Here is a 15,070-nt window from a genome sequence, read left to right on the forward strand (position 1 = left end):
ATAGTGATGATTAATCTCCAGGGGCTGGATCTCAATTTGCTGCGCACGCTGAACGTCCTGCTCAGCGAAAATAACGTCACCCGCGCGGCGCAGCGCCTCAATTTGTCGCAGCCGTCGGTCAGCGTCCAGCTGGCAAGGTTGCGCGAGATTTTCGCCGACCCGCTGCTGCTGCCGGGGCCGCGCGGAATGCAGCCCACTGCCCGCGCCGATGAACTGCGCGGGCCGCTGCGCGATGCGCTGCTGGCGCTGGAGCTGGCGGTAGCGCCGGTTCAGCCTTTCGACCCGGCCACGGCGGCGCAGACCTGGCGGGTGGCGGCGACCGACTATATGGCGTCGGCGATTTTGCTGCCGGCGCTCAATGCGCTGCGTATTGCCTCGCCGGCCAGCCGTCTGGCGCTGTTTGAGCTGCAGCCCGCGCGGCTGGTTCAGCAGGCGGATCGCGACGAAGTGGATCTGTTTTTTCACACGCGCGACGGCGCCCCGCCCGGGCTGCATCAGCGTTTGCTGTTTCGCGAACGCTACGTGCTGGCGGGCAGAGCAGGGCACCCGGCGCTGCGGTCGGCGTTAACTCTGGCGCAGTTCTGCCAGCTGGAGCAGGTGATTGTCTCGCCGGACGGCGGGGGATTCAGCGCCGCGACCGATAGCGCGCTGGCGAATCTCGGGCTGACGCGGCGGGTTGTCCTTTCCGTGCCACATTTCCTGTTTATGCTGGAGACGCTGCGCAATAGCGAGCTGGTGGCGGTGCTGCCGGAGCGGCTGGTGCGCGGAGCAGAGGGGCTGACGGTGGTCGAACCGCCGCTGGCGGTCGCCGGGTTTGAGATGCTGATGCTGTGGCACGAGCGCTGGCACCGCGATCCGGCGCACCGGTGGCTGCGCCAGCAAATCGTAAGGTCATTAGAGGAGAAGCCATGTTAAGCGGATTAAATCACCTGACCCTGGCGGTCAGCCAGCTGGCGCCGAGCGTGGCGTTTTATCAGCAGCTGCCGGGGATGACGCTGCACGCCTGCTGGGATAACGGTGCGTATTTTTCCTGCGGCGACCTCTGGCTGTGCCTGTCGCTGGACCCGCAGCGGCGCGTTACCCCGCCGGAGGAGAGCGACTACACCCACTACGCGTTCAGCATTGCGGAGGAGGATTTCGCGCTTTTTGCCGGGCGGCTGAATGCGGCTGGCGTGCCGGTTTGGAAAACCAACAAAAGCGAAGGCGCGTCGCACTACTTCCTCGATCCGGACGGCCACAAGCTGGAGCTGCACGTCGGTAGCCTCGCTCAGCGTCTGGCGGCGTGCCGGAAGCAGCCCTATAAAGGTATGGTGTTTTTTGGCAAGTGAGCGGCCATATTTCCCCGGAGGCGGCGCTTAACGCGCCTTGTCCGGGCTACCGGCCCGTGCGCTTGGGTAGCCCGGCTAAGCGCAGCGCGAGCCGGGAAGAACATCTGAAGCGGCATTGCGCATTGTTTCCCGGAGGCGGCGCTTAACGCGCCTTGTCCGGGCTATCGGCCCGTGCGCTTGGGTAGCCCGGCTAAGCGCAGCGCGAGCCGGGAAGATAATCTGAAGCGGCATTGCGCGCTGTTCCCGGAGGCGGCGCTTAACGCGCCTTGTCCGGGCTACCGGCCCGTGCGCTTGGGTAGCCCGGCTAAGCGCAGCGCGAGCCGGGAAGAACATCTGAAGCGGCATTGCGTACTGTTTCCCGGAGGCGTCACTCGACGCGCCTTGCCCGGGCTACCGGCCCGTGCGCTTGGGTAGCCCGGCTAAGCGCAGTGCGAGCCGGGGAGATAAATCGCGCTAGCCTTCCAGCTTCAGTTCCACATCGCGCTTGAGCACCAGGCGCATTAGCAGGTAATAGACCACGCCAACCGCCAGCCAGCTCAGCCCAAGCACTTTGGCCTGCACGTCCATTTCATAAATAACAAAGCCGATAATGCACAGACCTACCACCGGGAACAGCAGGTGTACCACCAGATTGCGTGATTTCTGGCGAATGATGTAATGGTTTATCACGGCGATATGCAGCACCAGGAAGCCCATCAGCGCGCCGAAGTTCACCAGACGGCTGAGGTTATCGATATCGCCATAGAACCGGAGGCCGGAAGCCAGCGAAATCAGCGCCACAAACAGGGTGCTGACGTAAGGCGTTTTCAGCCGCGGATGCACTTTCGCCAGCAGCTGCGGCAGCTGCTTATCGCGCGCCATCGCAAACAGAATGCGCGACACGGCGGCCTGCGCCACCAGCGCGTTGGCAATGCCCCAGGAGATCACCGTCGACCACATGGTGACATACTTCAGCCAGCCGCCGCCCGCCAGATTAGCGGTATCGTAGAAGGCAGTATCGAGGCTGCTGAACGTCATGCCCTGTGCCAGGTCGGCGGCAATCCAGGTCTGCAGGATAAACAGCGACCCCACCAGCATCAGCGCGCCCAGCGATGCCTTACCCACGGTATCCACCCCGCCTTTCGTTTCTTCCGAAAGCGTGGAGATCCCGTCGAAGCCGAGGAACGAGAGCACGGCGATGGAGACCGCGCCCATCACCAGCGGCAGGCTGAACTTATCGGCGTTATAGAGCGGGTCGAGGGTCAGATGGCCCGCCCCGGCGCCGGAGTAGAGCGCAATCAGCCCCAGCACGACGAACACCGACAGCACCACGATCTCCGCGATCAGTATCGTGTTATTGGCGCGTGCGGTAAAGGTAATGCCGCGCAGGTTAATCAGGCTGTTGATGGTAATAAAGCCGACAATCCACAGCCATCCCGGCACGCCCGGCAGCATGGGCGCTAACGCCGCCGCGCTGACGATATAGAGCAGCGACGGCACCAGAATATAGTCCAGCAGGATCAGCCATCCGGCAAAAAAGCCAACAATGGGATGAATACCGCGTTGGGCATATGCGTATACCGAACCAGAAACAGGGAAGGCGCGCGACATCGACCAGTAGCTCATGGCGGTAAAGAACATCGCCACCATACCGATGAGATAGGCCAGCGCCACCATGCCCTGCGCGCCGTCCCAGACGTAGCCAAAGACGCCAAACGGGGCGATGGGCACCATAAAAATCATGCCGTAGACCAGCAGGTCGCGGAACGTCAGCGCCCGGTGCAGCTCCTGCTTATAGCCAAATTGTTCAACGCTCATCCCTGTACTCCAGCGATGCTCAGGGAGAGCTGTTCAGCTACCGATTTAGGTAACGCATAGCGGCAGGTTTTTAGCGGGTCGACTACCTGACAGATTTGCAGGTCGCCGGCGATGCTCAGAATACTGATCGCTTCAGCCAGCGTCAGGGACGTATTGTCGGCGATAAAATGTGCCATATTGCGGGTAGCCATGGCGGCGGCATCATCAAGCGTCTGGGCTGAAGCGAGGGTAAACAGGGTCTCACTGTTTTCGAGCATCGGCAGCGGCAGCTTGCGGTTTTTGACCACCGTCAGCTCGACCAGTACTTCGCCGGGAATTTCCAGACCGCAAACCGAAACTTCACCATCGCCCATTGCGGCGTGTAAATCTCCCAATCCGAACAGCGCGCCGGGCACGTTGACTGGCAGCCACAGGGTGCTGCCGGCGGTAATCATTTTGCAGTCCATATTGCCGCCGTGGCTGTCCGGCGTGCCGCAGGAGATAGCTTCCCCGGCAGGCGCGACGCCAATTACGCCGACCATCGGATTGAGCGGCACGCGCACGTTGCCGGGCAGCACGGCATGGTCGTTTTCAATGGGCACGATAGTGACCTTCGGGGCATCAAGCTCGTCGCCAATCACCCCCAGCTGCGGCGCGGTGACCATCACCGCCTGTTGGCTGGTCAGGGAAATACGCTTGATGGTGACCTTGAGCGCGTCGCCCGGCTCGGCGCCCTCAATGTAGACCGGCCCCGTCGCCGGATTAACGCGTTGCCAGTCCAGCTCGTTAAATACGGCATCGGCGGAGGTGATTTGATCGGAGAAGCAGTCGCAGGTTTCAAACAGCACTTCACTGCCGCTGCTGACGGTAGCGACAGGAGCGTTATCTCGCGACATGGCGTAAACCACTCGGTCTTTGGTTATTTTCATGACATTCATCCCGGTTATATTGTTGCGTTTTTTTATATTTAGAATTTCCCGTATAGGGAATGAGTGAATGTATCGGGATTATTATGGGAAGGCAATCGGGGCAGCTTTATCAAAAATAAATGATATATATTTGCTGGTGAGTCATGCGGTTAGATATATTGGTGGGGTTTTCTTATATGCTGGTTATTTAGCAAAAAACTTTTTTGTTATATTGTCTTTGGTTTTCATTTGCTAATTTTTTACTGCTATAGGTTTATTCTCCAGCATATTACGCTGTTGGATGCGGCAGTAAGATTATTTATATATGGGATAATATGAGCGCATTGTAAGGTCTTAGGTGCCTGGAGAAGAGAAATCCCGGAGGCGGCGCTTGGCGCGCCTGTCCGGGCTACCGGCCCGCAGACGGCGGGGAACCGGTAGCCCCGGTCAGCGCAGCGCCGCCGGGGAATTTAGCTTAGGCCAGCTTACGTTTCTGCCCGGCGATCGCGCCGATTAACGCCCGCACCTGCTTCTGCTTGCGTGCCGACAGCTTATGCAGCTGGCGCAGAGACTCTACCAGTTCCGGCTCCGGCTGCTTCGCGGTAATCACGATACAGCCTTCCATTACTTTGATATCGATTTTGGCGCCGGTGGCAAAACCGGCAGCTTCCAGCCACTGGCCTTTCATGATAATCGCCGGGATACGCTGGCGATCTTCAAAGCGGCTCGCGTAACTGACGGTGCCTTTACGGTTATTTTCCGGGGAGACTTCTGGATCGGTGAATTCTGCAATAGAATGCGGGGTAGTCATGGTCTCTATTCCTTGTTAATAGGGATTGTGATTAGCGGGCTGGCCGTGTTGCCGCACGACCAGCTCGCGTTAAATAACACCTGTAAATCTAAACATATACTGAACTTACTTCAAACAGTAAATTTAATGAAACAATGAAATTCACTAATGGACTAATATCATGAAGGAAATTTTGGAACAATTTTTTAAATTTATTCAATACTGTATGGATAACGGTGTAATTGAAGCCGGGACTGCATTATTCATTGTCATGTGCATGATTGTATTTTGTTTATCTCTTTTAAAAATCGAATTCATTAGCAATATGATTGATACGATAAAAAATCGTCGAAAAAATGAACTCTTAAAAATACTAAGTAATAATTATACTTCTGCGGAGCAGAGACGTAGTGCAGAGATCGAGTTGAGTCGATTGCAAAACAAAGAGCTTTGCGGATTTGATGATGTATTAAGGCAATGCTATTGTGTCGATTTAGCAAGTAAATATCATAATTTGGTGACTATATCATTTTTCAAGAAGTTTCAATCTTCCATCGTGATATGCAATAGTTTTACGCCATCTATTAAGACTGGTGTATATTTGCGGATTGAATGGTTTCTTGGGGTTATATATTCTATTCACTTAATTTTGATTGCTGGTTTGTTTATCTTCCTTTCTGCTTTGGGAAACAAAGAATTGTCTTTTTGGAAACATGGCATTCTTTATCTTATGGCGATGGGCATATTATGGTTATGTGTCATTATTTCAAAGCAATTTCCCTCTCGATTGGATATCAGATTACTGGAAGAAATTAAGAGACAGGAAGCGCAATAAACCAGTTAAATGAATGAGGCTGTGAACGTTATCGCAGCCTTTTTAACTTAAGGTTACACCCCTTTCAGTAAATCAAACACCACGCGCGCAAAGCCTTTTGCTAGCGCTGGATTTGACAGATATTGCAACAGCATCTCCTGCTGCGCTTCGTTGCTATCCATTACTGCATCATCAATGGTTTTTGAGAAATCGCCGAGCATCGCCTGCTCGCGAGTGTTATTGGAGATGTACGTCATCATGGCTTAGTTTTCCGATAATTTATCGCGCACGGTTGAGGCATAATTAATCATGTCCTTGTCCGTGAGGTTATCAGTTATAAAGAGTTCGTTCAGGCGTGCAAGGATATGTGAAAGAAACACTTCTTTCTTATCCTTTGGCTTACCTTGCTGCACGCCATTATTGCCCGCAATGAGGCGCTGGAGTGGGGCATCTTTCGTGGCGAAGGTAAGGAGTTGCATTACATGCGCGCGTACATCTCGGCGAACTGGGGACGCATTTCCCGCCCGCAACCGAAGCAGGTGCGCCGGAATTAAACCGTATTGTTGCCGAAGGCGTTAGCCAGATTAAAACATTGCCGCCGTTTGAAGGTGGGCTGGCGATGTTTCTGATCGGCGCATATTTCCAGTTTTTCTTTGACGGAAATAAACACACCAGTCGCCATATGATGAACGGCTGGCTGATGCGTCATGGTTATAATCCGATCAGTATCCCCGCCGCGCGGGCGCTGGATTTCAACAGCAAAATGGTCCGTTTCTATCACAGCAAAGATGCGAATGAGATGATGGCGTTTCTGGCAGAGTGCTACACGCTATAGATCCGGCTCCATCGCTACCTTCACCGCCATTCCTAGCTGCACCATCACCTCTTTATGCTTCTCGATCGGCGGCAGGGCGCAGTTGATCCTTAAGCAGTTGCGATATTTCCCGGATGCTGAAAACAACGAGCCCGGCGCTACCTGGATCTTCAGCCGACATAGTTGCTTCGCGACGCAGACCATATCCACCTGCTCCGGCAGCTCGACCCACAGCATAAAGCCGCCTTTCGGGCGGGTAACGCAGATCCCGCAGGGGAAAAACTCCCGCAGCCAGCAGGTGTAAATTTCCATATTACGCTGATAGATCTGCCGCATCCGCCGCACATGGCGGTGGTAGTGGCCTTCGCGAATAAAATTACAGGCCGCCATTTGGGTGGAGGGAACGTTGGTACCGCTGGCGGCATATTTCATCTGCAGCAGACGATCGTAATAACGGCCGGGGGCAATCCAGCCGATGCGCAGCCCGGGAGCGATGGTTTTGGTAAACGAACTGCAGAGCATCACCCGGCCGTCGATATCCCAGGAATGGATCGTGCGCGGGCGCGGGTATTCGGTTGCCAGCTCGCCGTAGATATCATCCTCAAAGATAACGATATCGTGGCGCTGGGCGAGGCACAGCGCTGCCCGCTTGCGGGCATCCGGCATGATAAATCCCAGCGGGTTGTTGCAGTTAGGGACCAGGATTACCCCTTTGATCGGCCACTGCTCCAGCGCCAGTTCCAAAGCCTCGATGCTGATCCCGGTTTCCGGATCGGTGGGGATCTCGATAGTTTTTAGCCCTAATCCGCGCAGCATCTGCATGGTGCCGTAGTAGCAAGGGGATTCGACGGCGACGATATCGCCAGGTTGGCATACCGACAGCAGCGCCAGCGACAGCGCGCTGTGGCAGCCGCTGGTGAGCACCAGATCGTTGGCGGTGACCACCGATCCGCCGTCGAGCATCAGGCGGGCGATCTGTTCGCGCAGCTCGCGACGCCCGGCCAGCTCGTCGTAGTTCAGCACTTCGCTAAGGTTGTGCTGAATTGCCCGGCTCAGCTCGCGCCAGATAGGCTTCAGGCTCGGCTGGGTGACGTCCGGCGAGCCGCCGCCGAAGGGGATAATCGATTTATCGTGGCGGGCGTCGAGCATGGTCAGCACCTGATCCCACTGGGTGATCTCGACGGGACGCTGGACCGGACGCGACATCGGCGGCACCGGCGGCTGGGCTTTACGCGGGGCCACGAAATATCCGGAGCGCGGCTGCGGCACGATCAGCTGTTGCTGTTCCAGCGTCTGGTAGGCCTGCTGAACGGTGCTGATGCTGACGCCGTGTTCCTGGCTCAGGCTGCGTACCGAAGGCAGCTTTTCGCCGGGGCGATACAGCCCCTGTTCGATGCGTTCTGCCAGCAGGCTGGCCAGATGTTGATAGCGGGTCATGCTGTATCCTTGATCGTCGCCATACAGATCAATAAACCAGTACAGATTGGCGGTAAAAATGAGGTCTGCTGTACGTTTTAGCGAATCTGTATGTTAAAGAAAAGTATTTTGTGAATCTGTATTGTTTGGCCCCGGATCCGTGAAGATAAAGCCTCTGGCAAGGTGAGGAGGTAGAGGATGGAATTTCACGAGAATCGGGCAAAACAGCCGTTTATCGGCTTCGTATTTCTGGCGCGGGCGATCAAAAAATGGTGGCTTCGTGAACAAACACGCAGAACATTGCAGCGTATGAGCGATGAACAGCTGAAAGACGTCGGGCTGCGTCGGGATCAGATCAATTAAAAAATGCGATCTATCATCCGGTGCCTATCCATCACCCCGCTAAGCGTAAGCGCGGATGGTGGATTTCCCCGGAGGCGGCGCTTGACGCGCCTCGTCCGGGCTACCAGACCGCGCGAAGCTGTAGCCCCGGTAAGCGTGAGCGTGACCGGGGATTTCCCCCGGAGGCGGTGCCTGACGCGCCTTGTCCGGGCTACCAGACCGCGCAAAGCCGTAGCTCCGGTAAGCGTCAGCGCGACCGGGGATTTTCCCCGGAGGCGGCACCTGGCGCACCTTGTCCGGGCTACCAGACTGCGCAGAGCTGTAGCCCCGGGAGCGTAAGCGCGGATGGTGGATTTCCCCGGAGGCGGCGCTTGACGCGCCTTGTCCGGGCTACCAGACTGCGCAGAGCTGTAGCCCCGGGAGCGTGAGTGCGGATGGTGGATTTCCCCGGAGGCGGCACCTGGCACGCCTTGTCTGGGCTACCAGACTGCGCAGAGCTGTAGCCCCGGTAAGCGTCAGCGCGGATGGTGGATTTCCCCGGATGCGGCGCCTGACGCGCCTTGTCCGGGCTACCAGACCGCGCAAAGCCGTAGCCCCGGTAAGCGCTAGCGCGACCGGGGATGATACATTCATATAATTTATCAATTCATGCTTATCCACTTTTCGTTTCTTGATACTTACCATGATAAGTATTATTTTCCCCACAGCTAAGTGAGGAAAATGATATGACCGAAGACGACCTGTTTGCCCGCCGCCCGATGGGCATGCGCATGGCGATGGTGGTGCGCCAGTGGCGCGCGATTATTGATTCTGCCATTACCGACACCGGCCTGACCCAGTCAAGCTGGACGGTGCTGATGCAGCTGCATCAGCTGGGAGATAACGTCTCGGTCAGCGAGCTGGCGGAGGTGCAGGGCATTGAACTGCCGCCGCTGATGCGCACCCTTACGCAGCTGGAAAAGCAGGGTTATCTGCTGCGTTCTACATCGCCATATGACAAACGCATACGCCTGCTGACGTTGACGGCGGAAGGGCGTTCGAGGCTGGAAGAGCTGAACCGCGTGATTGAGAGCTATCAACAGAGCGTCACTGAAACCATCCCTGAAGCGCAGCTCGCCGCCTTTAGCGCCACGTTAAATCAAATCGCCTGCAACTTGCGGATAATCCGCGAAGAAGATAATAAGATCTAAAAAACTATGATGACCCCTGAACAGAAATTTGCCCGCTGGGTAAGGGTGAGTATTGCCGCCTTCCTTGCCATATTCGCCTGGTTTATCGTTGCCGATATCTGGATCCCGCTCACGCCGGACTCCACCGTGATGCGCGTGGTCACGCCGGTCTCGTCGCGCGTCTCCGGCTACGTCTCCCATGTCTACGTGCACAACAACAGCCAGGTGAAAAAGGGTGACCTGCTGTATGAGCTCGATCCCACGCCATTCATTAATAAAGTTGAAGCGGCGCAAATCGCCCTTGAACAGGCGAAGCTGAGCAACCAGCAGCTGGACGCGCAGATCGCCTCTGCCCGCGCCAACCTGCGCACCGCCCAGTACACCGCGCGCAACGATAAGGTGACCTTCGATCGCTACCAGCGCCTGAGCACCATGCAAAACGTCTCTCAGTCGGATCTGGATAAAGTGCGTACCACCTGGCAGACCAGCGAGCAGTCGGTCAGCGCGCTCAACGCCAGTATCCAGAATCTGCTGATCCAGCGCGGCGAGCGCGACGATGGGCGCAACGTCACGCTGCAAAAATACCGCAACGCGCTGGAGGAAGCGCAGCTTAATCTCGGCTGGACGAAGGTCCGCGCGGAGACTGACGGCATGGTAAGTAACCTGCAGCTTAACCCCGGACTGTACGCTACCGCCGCCACACCGCTGCTGGCGCTGGTCAGCAACCAGACCGATATTGTCGCCGACTTCCGCGAGAAGAGCCTGCGCCACACCGGCGTCAATACCGATGCCGCGGTGGTGTTTGATGCGCTGCCGGGCAAAGTATATCGGGCGCACGTCACCAGCAGCGATGCCGGTATTCTTGCCGGACAGGAAGAAGTTAACGGCCAGCTGTCGCAGCCGGAACAGTCCACCCGCTGGGTGCGCGACGCGCAGCGCATGCGTATTCACGTCGCCCTGGACGAGCCGCTGGATAAGCCGCTGCCGACCGGCGCGCGCGCCACGGTGCAGCTCTACAATAGCGATGGCCCGTTCGCCCGCACCTTCGCCGGGGCGCAGATTCATCTGGTGAGCTTCCTGCACTATGTCTATTAATACCCTGGCTCGGGTCTTCACCCCGCACGGCAACATCGTCTACACGGCGAACGATTTTCGTCAGACGCTGCGTATCGCCGTGGCCGGCACTATCGCACTGAGCATTTCAACCTTCTACGACGTACAGTACGGCGTTTTCTTCGTGGTATATCCGCTGATGCTGCTGTCGCTGGTGCCGGTATTTAACCGCCATGTGGCGCGGCAGTTTGTGTTCAGCGCGGCGGTAAACTGCGTCGAAATGGTATTGATCGTCGGCTATCTTTCACAGTGGCCGGTCATTATGACGCTGGTGGTGTTTGGTCTGTACGTGATGCGCTTTCGCTTTATGAGCCAGGGGCCGTTGTTTCTGCTGGGTTCGATGGGCGTGGTATGTCAAAGCACGATGCTCAACTTTATGAGCTATCCCACCAGCAACTGGCACACGCTGATGTTCTCCAATATGGAGGCCTGCGTGATGGCGGTGGCGCTGAGCGCGCTGCTCAACTACTTCATCCCGGATGTCGAACCGCGCAAGCCGCCGCCGCGCATTGAAAAAGATGCCGCCCGTATTCGCCACGAATATCTGCTTTCCGGCAGCGTGGCGACGATGATCTTTGTGATCTTCCAGGTCTGCGATCTGAGCGACTCGCTGTCGGCGCTGATGGCGGGCATTTTAATCCTGTTCCCGATGCACTATCGCGGCGCGGTGCTCAGTTCGATCTGGCGCGTGGTGGGGGTGGTGCTGGCCTGCCTTTATATTCTGGTGGTGCAGCTGATTATCTACGACTTCAGCAACCATATGCTGCTGATGATGCAGCTGATTGGCCTCGGCCTGGCGTTTAGCGCTCGCCTGCACGTGATGGAGAAAGTGGGCGCCGGCGTTGGTTTCGCCAGCATCACCACCATCGGCATCATGTTCGGCCAGAACCTGCATCCGGATCAGGACCTGGTGTTCAGCGATCTGTACCGCATTACCTCGGTGACCGTGGCGCTGATCGTCACGCTGACCATGGTCTTCCTGGTGCATCGGCTGCTGAACTGCTTTGCGCCAACCCGGTTTGTGGTGACCGAATAAGCTCAGGCCGCCAGCGCCCGCTGCGCGTCGCGAAAAGCGTTGTGCAGCAGCCGCCACATATGATGCGCCGCCGGAGAAAAACGACGGTCGGAGTTGCGTAACAGATGGCACTGGGCGCTGCTGGAGATAGGATGATCGATAGGAACCGCCCGCAGAATGCCGTGGGCGATCGCTTCCCGGGCGGCGTATGCGGTCATAAAAGAGATCCCCAATCCTGCCTGGCTCAGGCTCATGGCGGTCGAAAAGAGGTTGCAGCGATAGGCCGGGTGAAATTGCCGTCCTGCGGTTTTGAACATAGCGTTCATATGGCGCTGCAGGCCATAGCTTTCAGTGAGCGCGATCAGGCGGTATTGCGTGAGTTCATCGATAGTGACGGCGGGCCGGGTAGCAATAGGGTGATGCGGAGAGACCACCGCGCAGATGGGACCCCACTGGAAGCTGTGGCGTTTAAGCTCCGGGTTGCCGATGGGGCCGAAAGCGACCGCCATATCCGCTTCGCCGTTGGCGATGTCGTTGAGCATCTCCTGCATGCTGCCGACAATAATATCCACGAACACGTTTGGCCAGGATTGAGAAAATGTACTCATCACCGATTCAATAAAGGTGGTGACCAGCCCGCCGCCAATCCTCACCGAGATGGTCCCGCCGCGCATGTGGCGTAAATCTTTCAGATGGCTTTCCAGTTTTTCCCGCCGCTGGCGGCTTTCGTAGTAATCCTCTGCCAGCAGGCGCCCTGCTTCAGTAAGCACCACGTTTCTTCCCTGCCTTTCAAGCAGAGGCAGCTCCAGCGCCCGTTCCAGCTGTGCTATCTGGCGGCTGATAGCTGACGGATTGATCCCCAGAATATCGGCGGCCCGGCGAATGCCTCCCTGAATCCCGACTTCATACAGATAGCTCATAGGCCTCTCATGCAACATCGTTTTTCACTCCTTTGTTGACCTGTGGTCAACAATAACACCCTTTCACAGGTATTTATCATCCCGACGAGTTATAGATAATCGTAATTCGGACAAAAACTGGAATAGGGGATAATTTTCATCGGGCATTTTCGGCACGCTATTAAGGCCGAAAGACTCAGACAGTCAAAGAATAAGAATTTGTGATGATGCTGATAAAGTGAATACGGGAGAGGTATACCAATGAGCCTGCGGGTAAGAATTATTTCTCGGAAAAAGCTTATCAGTAAAAAATAATAAGATCGAATAACAATAAATTGACAAAATCTCAAATTGCAAACAATCGCACTAACATTTCATGATGTGAGGACAGGGTATGAGTGAAAATAAAACGTTGGAATGTTCCTCCGACGAAACGGCAAATGAGTGGAAAGTCGGGCCCGGGGCCTGGATTTCACTGGTCATCGTATTATTAGTTTTCTCCGGGTTACTGTTTAAGGTGGAAGGCATGGCCTGGCTGGGGGCGTTTGACTTCACCACGCTCGGCGGCGCCTTCGGCACCATGAAAACGCCGGAAACCAACACCTTTATTGGCAGCGGCGGCATCAGCGCCAAGGCTGGTTTCCTGTTTGCTCTGTCGCTGGTGCCAACGGTGATGCTGGCGCTGGGCCTGCTGGAAATCTTCACCCACTATGGCGCGATTCGCGCGGCGCATAAGCTGCTGACGCCGCTGTTACGGCCGCTGCTTGGGATCCCGGGCTATACCGGCCTGGCGTTAATTACTGATTTACAGAGTACCGATGCCGGTGCGGCGCTGACGAAAGAGCTGTATGACAGCAACAGAATAAACCGTAAGGACCTGGTCATTATGGGGGCATGGCAATATTCTGGCGCCGGTCTGATTAATAACTATTTCTCGATTGGTTCGGCGCTTTTCGCTTCGCTGACTATTCCTATTATTATCCCGCTGCTTTTAATGTTTGCGCTGAAATTTGTCGGTGCGGCAATCACGCGTCTGGTTCTCAATACTGCTTATAAAGGAGATTTTGAAAATGAATAATTCGGCAAAAGTCTCTAGTAACCCGTTCGATATTTTTGTTATTGGTGCACGTAAAGGATTTAATATTGCCATCAACAACCTGATGCCGAATGTATTAATGGCCTACGTGATCGCCGAAATGCTTAATTTACTCGGCGTCATGCAGATTATCGGACACGTTTGTGCGCCGCTGATGGGGCTTTTTGGTCTGCCGGGTGAAGCGATTACCGTATTGCTGACCTCCTGGCTTTCCGCTTCTGCGGGAACCGGCGTGGCGGTGAGCCTGTTGAGCAAAGGTACGCTCAACGTGGCGGATATCACTATTCTTATCCCGGCGATTTTCCTGATGGGTTCGCAGCTTCAGTATATGGGGCGGCTGCTCGGCGTGGCGGATGTCCCGAAAAAATATTGGCCGCTGCTGATGGCGGTGAGCATTATCAATGCCGTCATCGCCATGCTAATCATGCGCGTGATTGCTTAAGAAAAGGCAAGGAGTAAGACGTGTCGCGAACTTTAGAGCATTTCAATTATCTGCATCAAATCCCTGAACTGGGCTTTGAGGAGTACAAAACGTCGGCATATATAGGCGATGCATTAGAAGCCGCGGGGTTTCAGGTGCAGCGCAACGTCGGCGGCACCACCGGCATTGTGGCGCTGCTGGATAGCGGCAGGCCGGGGCCGGTCGTGGCGCTGCGGGCAGATATGGATGCGCTGGGCCATATTATCGATGGTCGTTTAGAAGCTCGCCATACCTGCGGCCATGACGGTCACTCTTCGGTGGTGTTGACCGCCGCGGAAGAGATCCTCGCCGAAGGGCTGGTAAAGCGCGGGAAGCTGAAAATACTCTTTCAGCCCGCCGAGGAGCTGGGCACGGGAGCGATAGCGCTGACTGAAGCGGGCGTACTGGACGACGTGGATATGCTGTTCGGTTTCCATCTCAGGCCGCTGGAAGAGTGTCCGAAAGGGAAAGCGGTACCGGCAATGTACTACTCCGCCTCCGCGACGGTGATGGTTGATTTCCACGGCAAAGCCGCCCACGCCGCGCGCCCTCATCTGGGCATTAACGCGCTGGACGCTGCCTCGCACGCGGTACAGGCGGTGAACGGGATTCATCTGGCGCCTTCGCTGACCTGGAGCGCAAAAGCGACGCGCTTTCTTTGCGATGCGGGGGTCACCAACTCGGTGCCGGCGAAAGCGCACGTGTGTTGGGATCTGCGCAGCGCGGAAAACGACGGCATGGCGATGCTGAAAGAGCGCGTGGTGCGGGCGATAGAGAGCAGCGCGGTGGCTTACGGCGCCACCGTTAATATCCAGATCGTCAAAGAGATGCCCGCCGCTATTATTGATGAACAGGCTACGGCCATCGTCAGCCAGGCGATTCGCGAGGTCTTTGGCGATGCCGGATTAACCGACGCGAAAAGCACGCCGGGCAGTGAAGACTTTTTCCACTACCTGCGCCTGCGTCCAGAGGTTAAAGGTGGATTCTGGGGGCTGGGCTGCGACCTGCTGCCGGGGCTGCACCATCCGGAGATGCATTTCGACCGCGCCGCGCTGGCGGATGGCGTGCGGGTGTTTAAATCCTGCGTGCGCCAGCTGCTGGGGTGAGGGGCTAAACCCGGATATTGCGCT

General features: G+C 56.3%; 15 protein-coding genes and 2 pseudogenes. 11 read left to right on the forward strand and 6 right to left on the reverse strand.

The annotated features are described in order from the left end of the window. The first annotated feature begins 6 nt into the window (after positions 1 to 6). Together GJ746_RS03300 and GJ746_RS03305 are read left to right on the forward strand one after the other, a co-directional pair. Positions 7 to 915: a LysR family transcriptional regulator gene (locus tag GJ746_RS03300; RefSeq protein ID WP_154682630.1), complete on the forward strand. Its 909-nt coding sequence runs from the start codon at positions 7 to 9 to the stop codon at positions 913 to 915. Continuing rightward, entirely contained in the window at positions 909 to 1,328 is a 420-nt protein-coding gene (locus GJ746_RS03305; RefSeq protein ID WP_154678914.1) for a FosA family fosfomycin resistance glutathione transferase, read from the forward strand. The genes GJ746_RS03300 and GJ746_RS03305 overlap by 7 nt, the downstream gene beginning before the upstream one ends. Positions 1,329 to 1,781: 453 nt before the next feature. Here the strand turns inward: GJ746_RS03305 and GJ746_RS03310 are convergent, their stop codons facing one another. The 3 genes from GJ746_RS03310 to symE form a co-directional block, all read right to left on the reverse strand. Beyond that, positions 1,782 to 3,125 carry an APC family permease gene (locus GJ746_RS03310; RefSeq protein WP_154678915.1) on the reverse strand — a complete coding sequence of 448 codons (1,344 nt, stop codon included), beginning with the start codon at positions 3,123 to 3,125 and terminating at the stop codon, positions 1,782 to 1,784. Continuing rightward, the gene (locus GJ746_RS03315) at positions 3,122 to 4,033 is read right to left on the reverse strand and encodes an acetamidase/formamidase family protein (RefSeq protein ID WP_154678916.1); all 912 of its coding nucleotides are present in this window, start codon (positions 4,031 to 4,033) and stop codon (positions 3,122 to 3,124) included. Before GJ746_RS03315 ends, GJ746_RS03310 begins: the two co-directional genes overlap by 4 nt. 454 nt (positions 4,034 to 4,487) lie before the next feature. Next, entirely contained in the window at positions 4,488 to 4,823 is a 336-nt protein-coding gene (symE, locus tag GJ746_RS03320; protein ID WP_154678917.1) for an endoribonuclease SymE, read from the reverse strand. 160 nt (positions 4,824 to 4,983) lie between these two features. Here symE and GJ746_RS03325 point away from each other — a divergent pair, with 160 nt between their 5' ends. Next, positions 4,984 to 5,637, forward strand: coding sequence for a hypothetical protein (locus GJ746_RS03325; RefSeq protein ID WP_064411473.1), 654 nt, complete (start codon positions 4,984 to 4,986; stop codon positions 5,635 to 5,637). A 53-nt stretch (positions 5,638 to 5,690) separates the two neighbouring features. Here the strand turns inward: GJ746_RS03325 and GJ746_RS03330 are convergent. Further along, a pseudogene (locus GJ746_RS03330) lies at positions 5,691 to 6,023 on the reverse strand (hypothetical protein); the annotation flags it as partial. On the opposite strand from GJ746_RS03330, the pseudogene GJ746_RS25580 reads away from it, so the two are divergent. Beyond that, positions 6,018 to 6,451: pseudogene (locus GJ746_RS25580) on the forward strand (cell filamentation protein Fic); the annotation flags it as partial. The pseudogenes GJ746_RS03330 and GJ746_RS25580 overlap by 6 nt on opposite strands. Here the strand turns inward: GJ746_RS25580 and GJ746_RS03340 are convergent. After that, positions 6,446 to 7,867, reverse strand: coding sequence for a PLP-dependent aminotransferase family protein (locus GJ746_RS03340; protein ID WP_154678919.1), 1,422 nt, complete (start codon positions 7,865 to 7,867; stop codon positions 6,446 to 6,448). The pseudogene GJ746_RS25580 and the gene GJ746_RS03340 sit on opposite strands and share 6 nt — an antisense overlap. Positions 7,868 to 8,044: 177 nt before the next feature. On the opposite strand from GJ746_RS03340, the gene GJ746_RS03345 reads away from it, so the two are divergent. The 4 genes from GJ746_RS03345 to GJ746_RS03360 all read left to right on the forward strand — a co-directional run bounded on the left by GJ746_RS03345 (position 8,045) and on the right by GJ746_RS03360 (position 11,506). Continuing rightward, positions 8,045 to 8,209 carry a DUF1127 domain-containing protein gene (locus tag GJ746_RS03345; RefSeq protein ID WP_154678920.1) on the forward strand — a complete coding sequence of 55 codons (165 nt, stop codon included), beginning with the start codon at positions 8,045 to 8,047 and terminating at the stop codon, positions 8,207 to 8,209. 704 nt (positions 8,210 to 8,913) lie between these two features. Beyond that, entirely contained in the window at positions 8,914 to 9,378 is a 465-nt protein-coding gene (locus GJ746_RS03350; RefSeq protein ID WP_154678921.1) for a MarR family winged helix-turn-helix transcriptional regulator, read from the forward strand. 6 nt (positions 9,379 to 9,384) lie between these two features. Beyond that, positions 9,385 to 10,452: an HlyD family secretion protein gene (locus GJ746_RS03355; protein WP_154678922.1), complete on the forward strand. Its 1,068-nt coding sequence runs from the start codon at positions 9,385 to 9,387 to the stop codon at positions 10,450 to 10,452. Then, complete coding sequence (locus GJ746_RS03360) at positions 10,442 to 11,506, forward strand: DUF2955 domain-containing protein (RefSeq protein ID WP_154678923.1); 1,065 nt, start codon at positions 10,442 to 10,444, stop codon at positions 11,504 to 11,506. The genes GJ746_RS03355 and GJ746_RS03360 overlap by 11 nt, the downstream gene beginning before the upstream one ends. Before the next feature lie 2 nt (positions 11,507 to 11,508). Here the strand turns inward: GJ746_RS03360 and GJ746_RS03365 are convergent, their stop codons facing one another. Next, positions 11,509 to 12,423, reverse strand: a complete 915-nt coding sequence (locus GJ746_RS03365) for a LysR substrate-binding domain-containing protein (protein WP_154678924.1) — start codon at positions 12,421 to 12,423, stop codon at positions 11,509 to 11,511. Positions 12,424 to 12,778: 355 nt separating this feature from the next. Here GJ746_RS03365 and GJ746_RS03370 point away from each other — a divergent pair, with 355 nt between their 5' ends. The 3 genes from GJ746_RS03370 to GJ746_RS03380 are packed head-to-tail and all read left to right on the forward strand — an operon-like array spanning position 12,779 to position 15,046. After that, entirely contained in the window at positions 12,779 to 13,462 is a 684-nt protein-coding gene (locus GJ746_RS03370) for a nucleoside recognition domain-containing protein (RefSeq protein WP_154678925.1), read from the forward strand. Further along, positions 13,455 to 13,922 (forward strand): YjiG family protein, encoded by a 468-nt coding sequence (locus GJ746_RS03375; RefSeq protein ID WP_154678926.1) that lies wholly within the window; start codon positions 13,455 to 13,457, stop codon positions 13,920 to 13,922. Before GJ746_RS03370 ends, GJ746_RS03375 begins: the two co-directional genes overlap by 8 nt. A 20-nt stretch (positions 13,923 to 13,942) precedes the next feature. Beyond that, positions 13,943 to 15,046 carry a M20 peptidase aminoacylase family protein gene (locus tag GJ746_RS03380; RefSeq protein WP_154678927.1) on the forward strand — a complete coding sequence of 368 codons (1,104 nt, stop codon included), beginning with the start codon at positions 13,943 to 13,945 and terminating at the stop codon, positions 15,044 to 15,046. The last annotated feature ends 24 nt before the right edge of the window (positions 15,047 to 15,070 follow it).

Source organism: Klebsiella oxytoca, from assembly GCF_009707385.1.
Classification (GTDB): domain Bacteria; phylum Pseudomonadota; class Gammaproteobacteria; order Enterobacterales; family Enterobacteriaceae; genus Klebsiella; species Klebsiella oxytoca_C.

Excerpts from the sequence above, each read along its gene's own strand:
- GJ746_RS03300 (WP_154682630.1), top strand. The coding sequence starts at position 7 with ATGATTAATCTCCAGGGGCTGGATCTCAATTTGCTGCGCACGCTGAAC.
- GJ746_RS03305 (WP_154678914.1), top strand. The coding sequence starts at position 909 with ATGTTAAGCGGATTAAATCACCTGACCCTGGCGGTCAGCCAGCTGGCG.
- GJ746_RS03310 (WP_154678915.1), bottom strand. The coding sequence starts at position 3,125 with ATGAGCGTTGAACAATTTGGCTATAAGCAGGAGCTGCACCGGGCGCTG.
- GJ746_RS03315 (WP_154678916.1), bottom strand. The coding sequence starts at position 4,033 with ATGAAAATAACCAAAGACCGAGTGGTTTACGCCATGTCGCGAGATAAC.
- symE (WP_154678917.1), bottom strand. The coding sequence starts at position 4,823 with ATGACTACCCCGCATTCTATTGCAGAATTCACCGATCCAGAAGTCTCC.
- GJ746_RS03325 (WP_064411473.1), top strand. The coding sequence starts at position 4,984 with ATGAAGGAAATTTTGGAACAATTTTTTAAATTTATTCAATACTGTATG.
- GJ746_RS03340 (WP_154678919.1), bottom strand. The coding sequence starts at position 7,867 with ATGACCCGCTATCAACATCTGGCCAGCCTGCTGGCAGAACGCATCGAA.
- GJ746_RS03345 (WP_154678920.1), top strand. The coding sequence starts at position 8,045 with ATGGAATTTCACGAGAATCGGGCAAAACAGCCGTTTATCGGCTTCGTA.
- GJ746_RS03350 (WP_154678921.1), top strand. The coding sequence starts at position 8,914 with ATGACCGAAGACGACCTGTTTGCCCGCCGCCCGATGGGCATGCGCATG.
- GJ746_RS03355 (WP_154678922.1), top strand. The coding sequence starts at position 9,385 with ATGATGACCCCTGAACAGAAATTTGCCCGCTGGGTAAGGGTGAGTATT.
- GJ746_RS03360 (WP_154678923.1), top strand. The coding sequence starts at position 10,442 with ATGTCTATTAATACCCTGGCTCGGGTCTTCACCCCGCACGGCAACATC.
- GJ746_RS03365 (WP_154678924.1), bottom strand. The coding sequence starts at position 12,423 with ATGTTGCATGAGAGGCCTATGAGCTATCTGTATGAAGTCGGGATTCAG.
- GJ746_RS03370 (WP_154678925.1), top strand. The coding sequence starts at position 12,779 with ATGAGTGAAAATAAAACGTTGGAATGTTCCTCCGACGAAACGGCAAAT.
- GJ746_RS03375 (WP_154678926.1), top strand. The coding sequence starts at position 13,455 with ATGAATAATTCGGCAAAAGTCTCTAGTAACCCGTTCGATATTTTTGTT.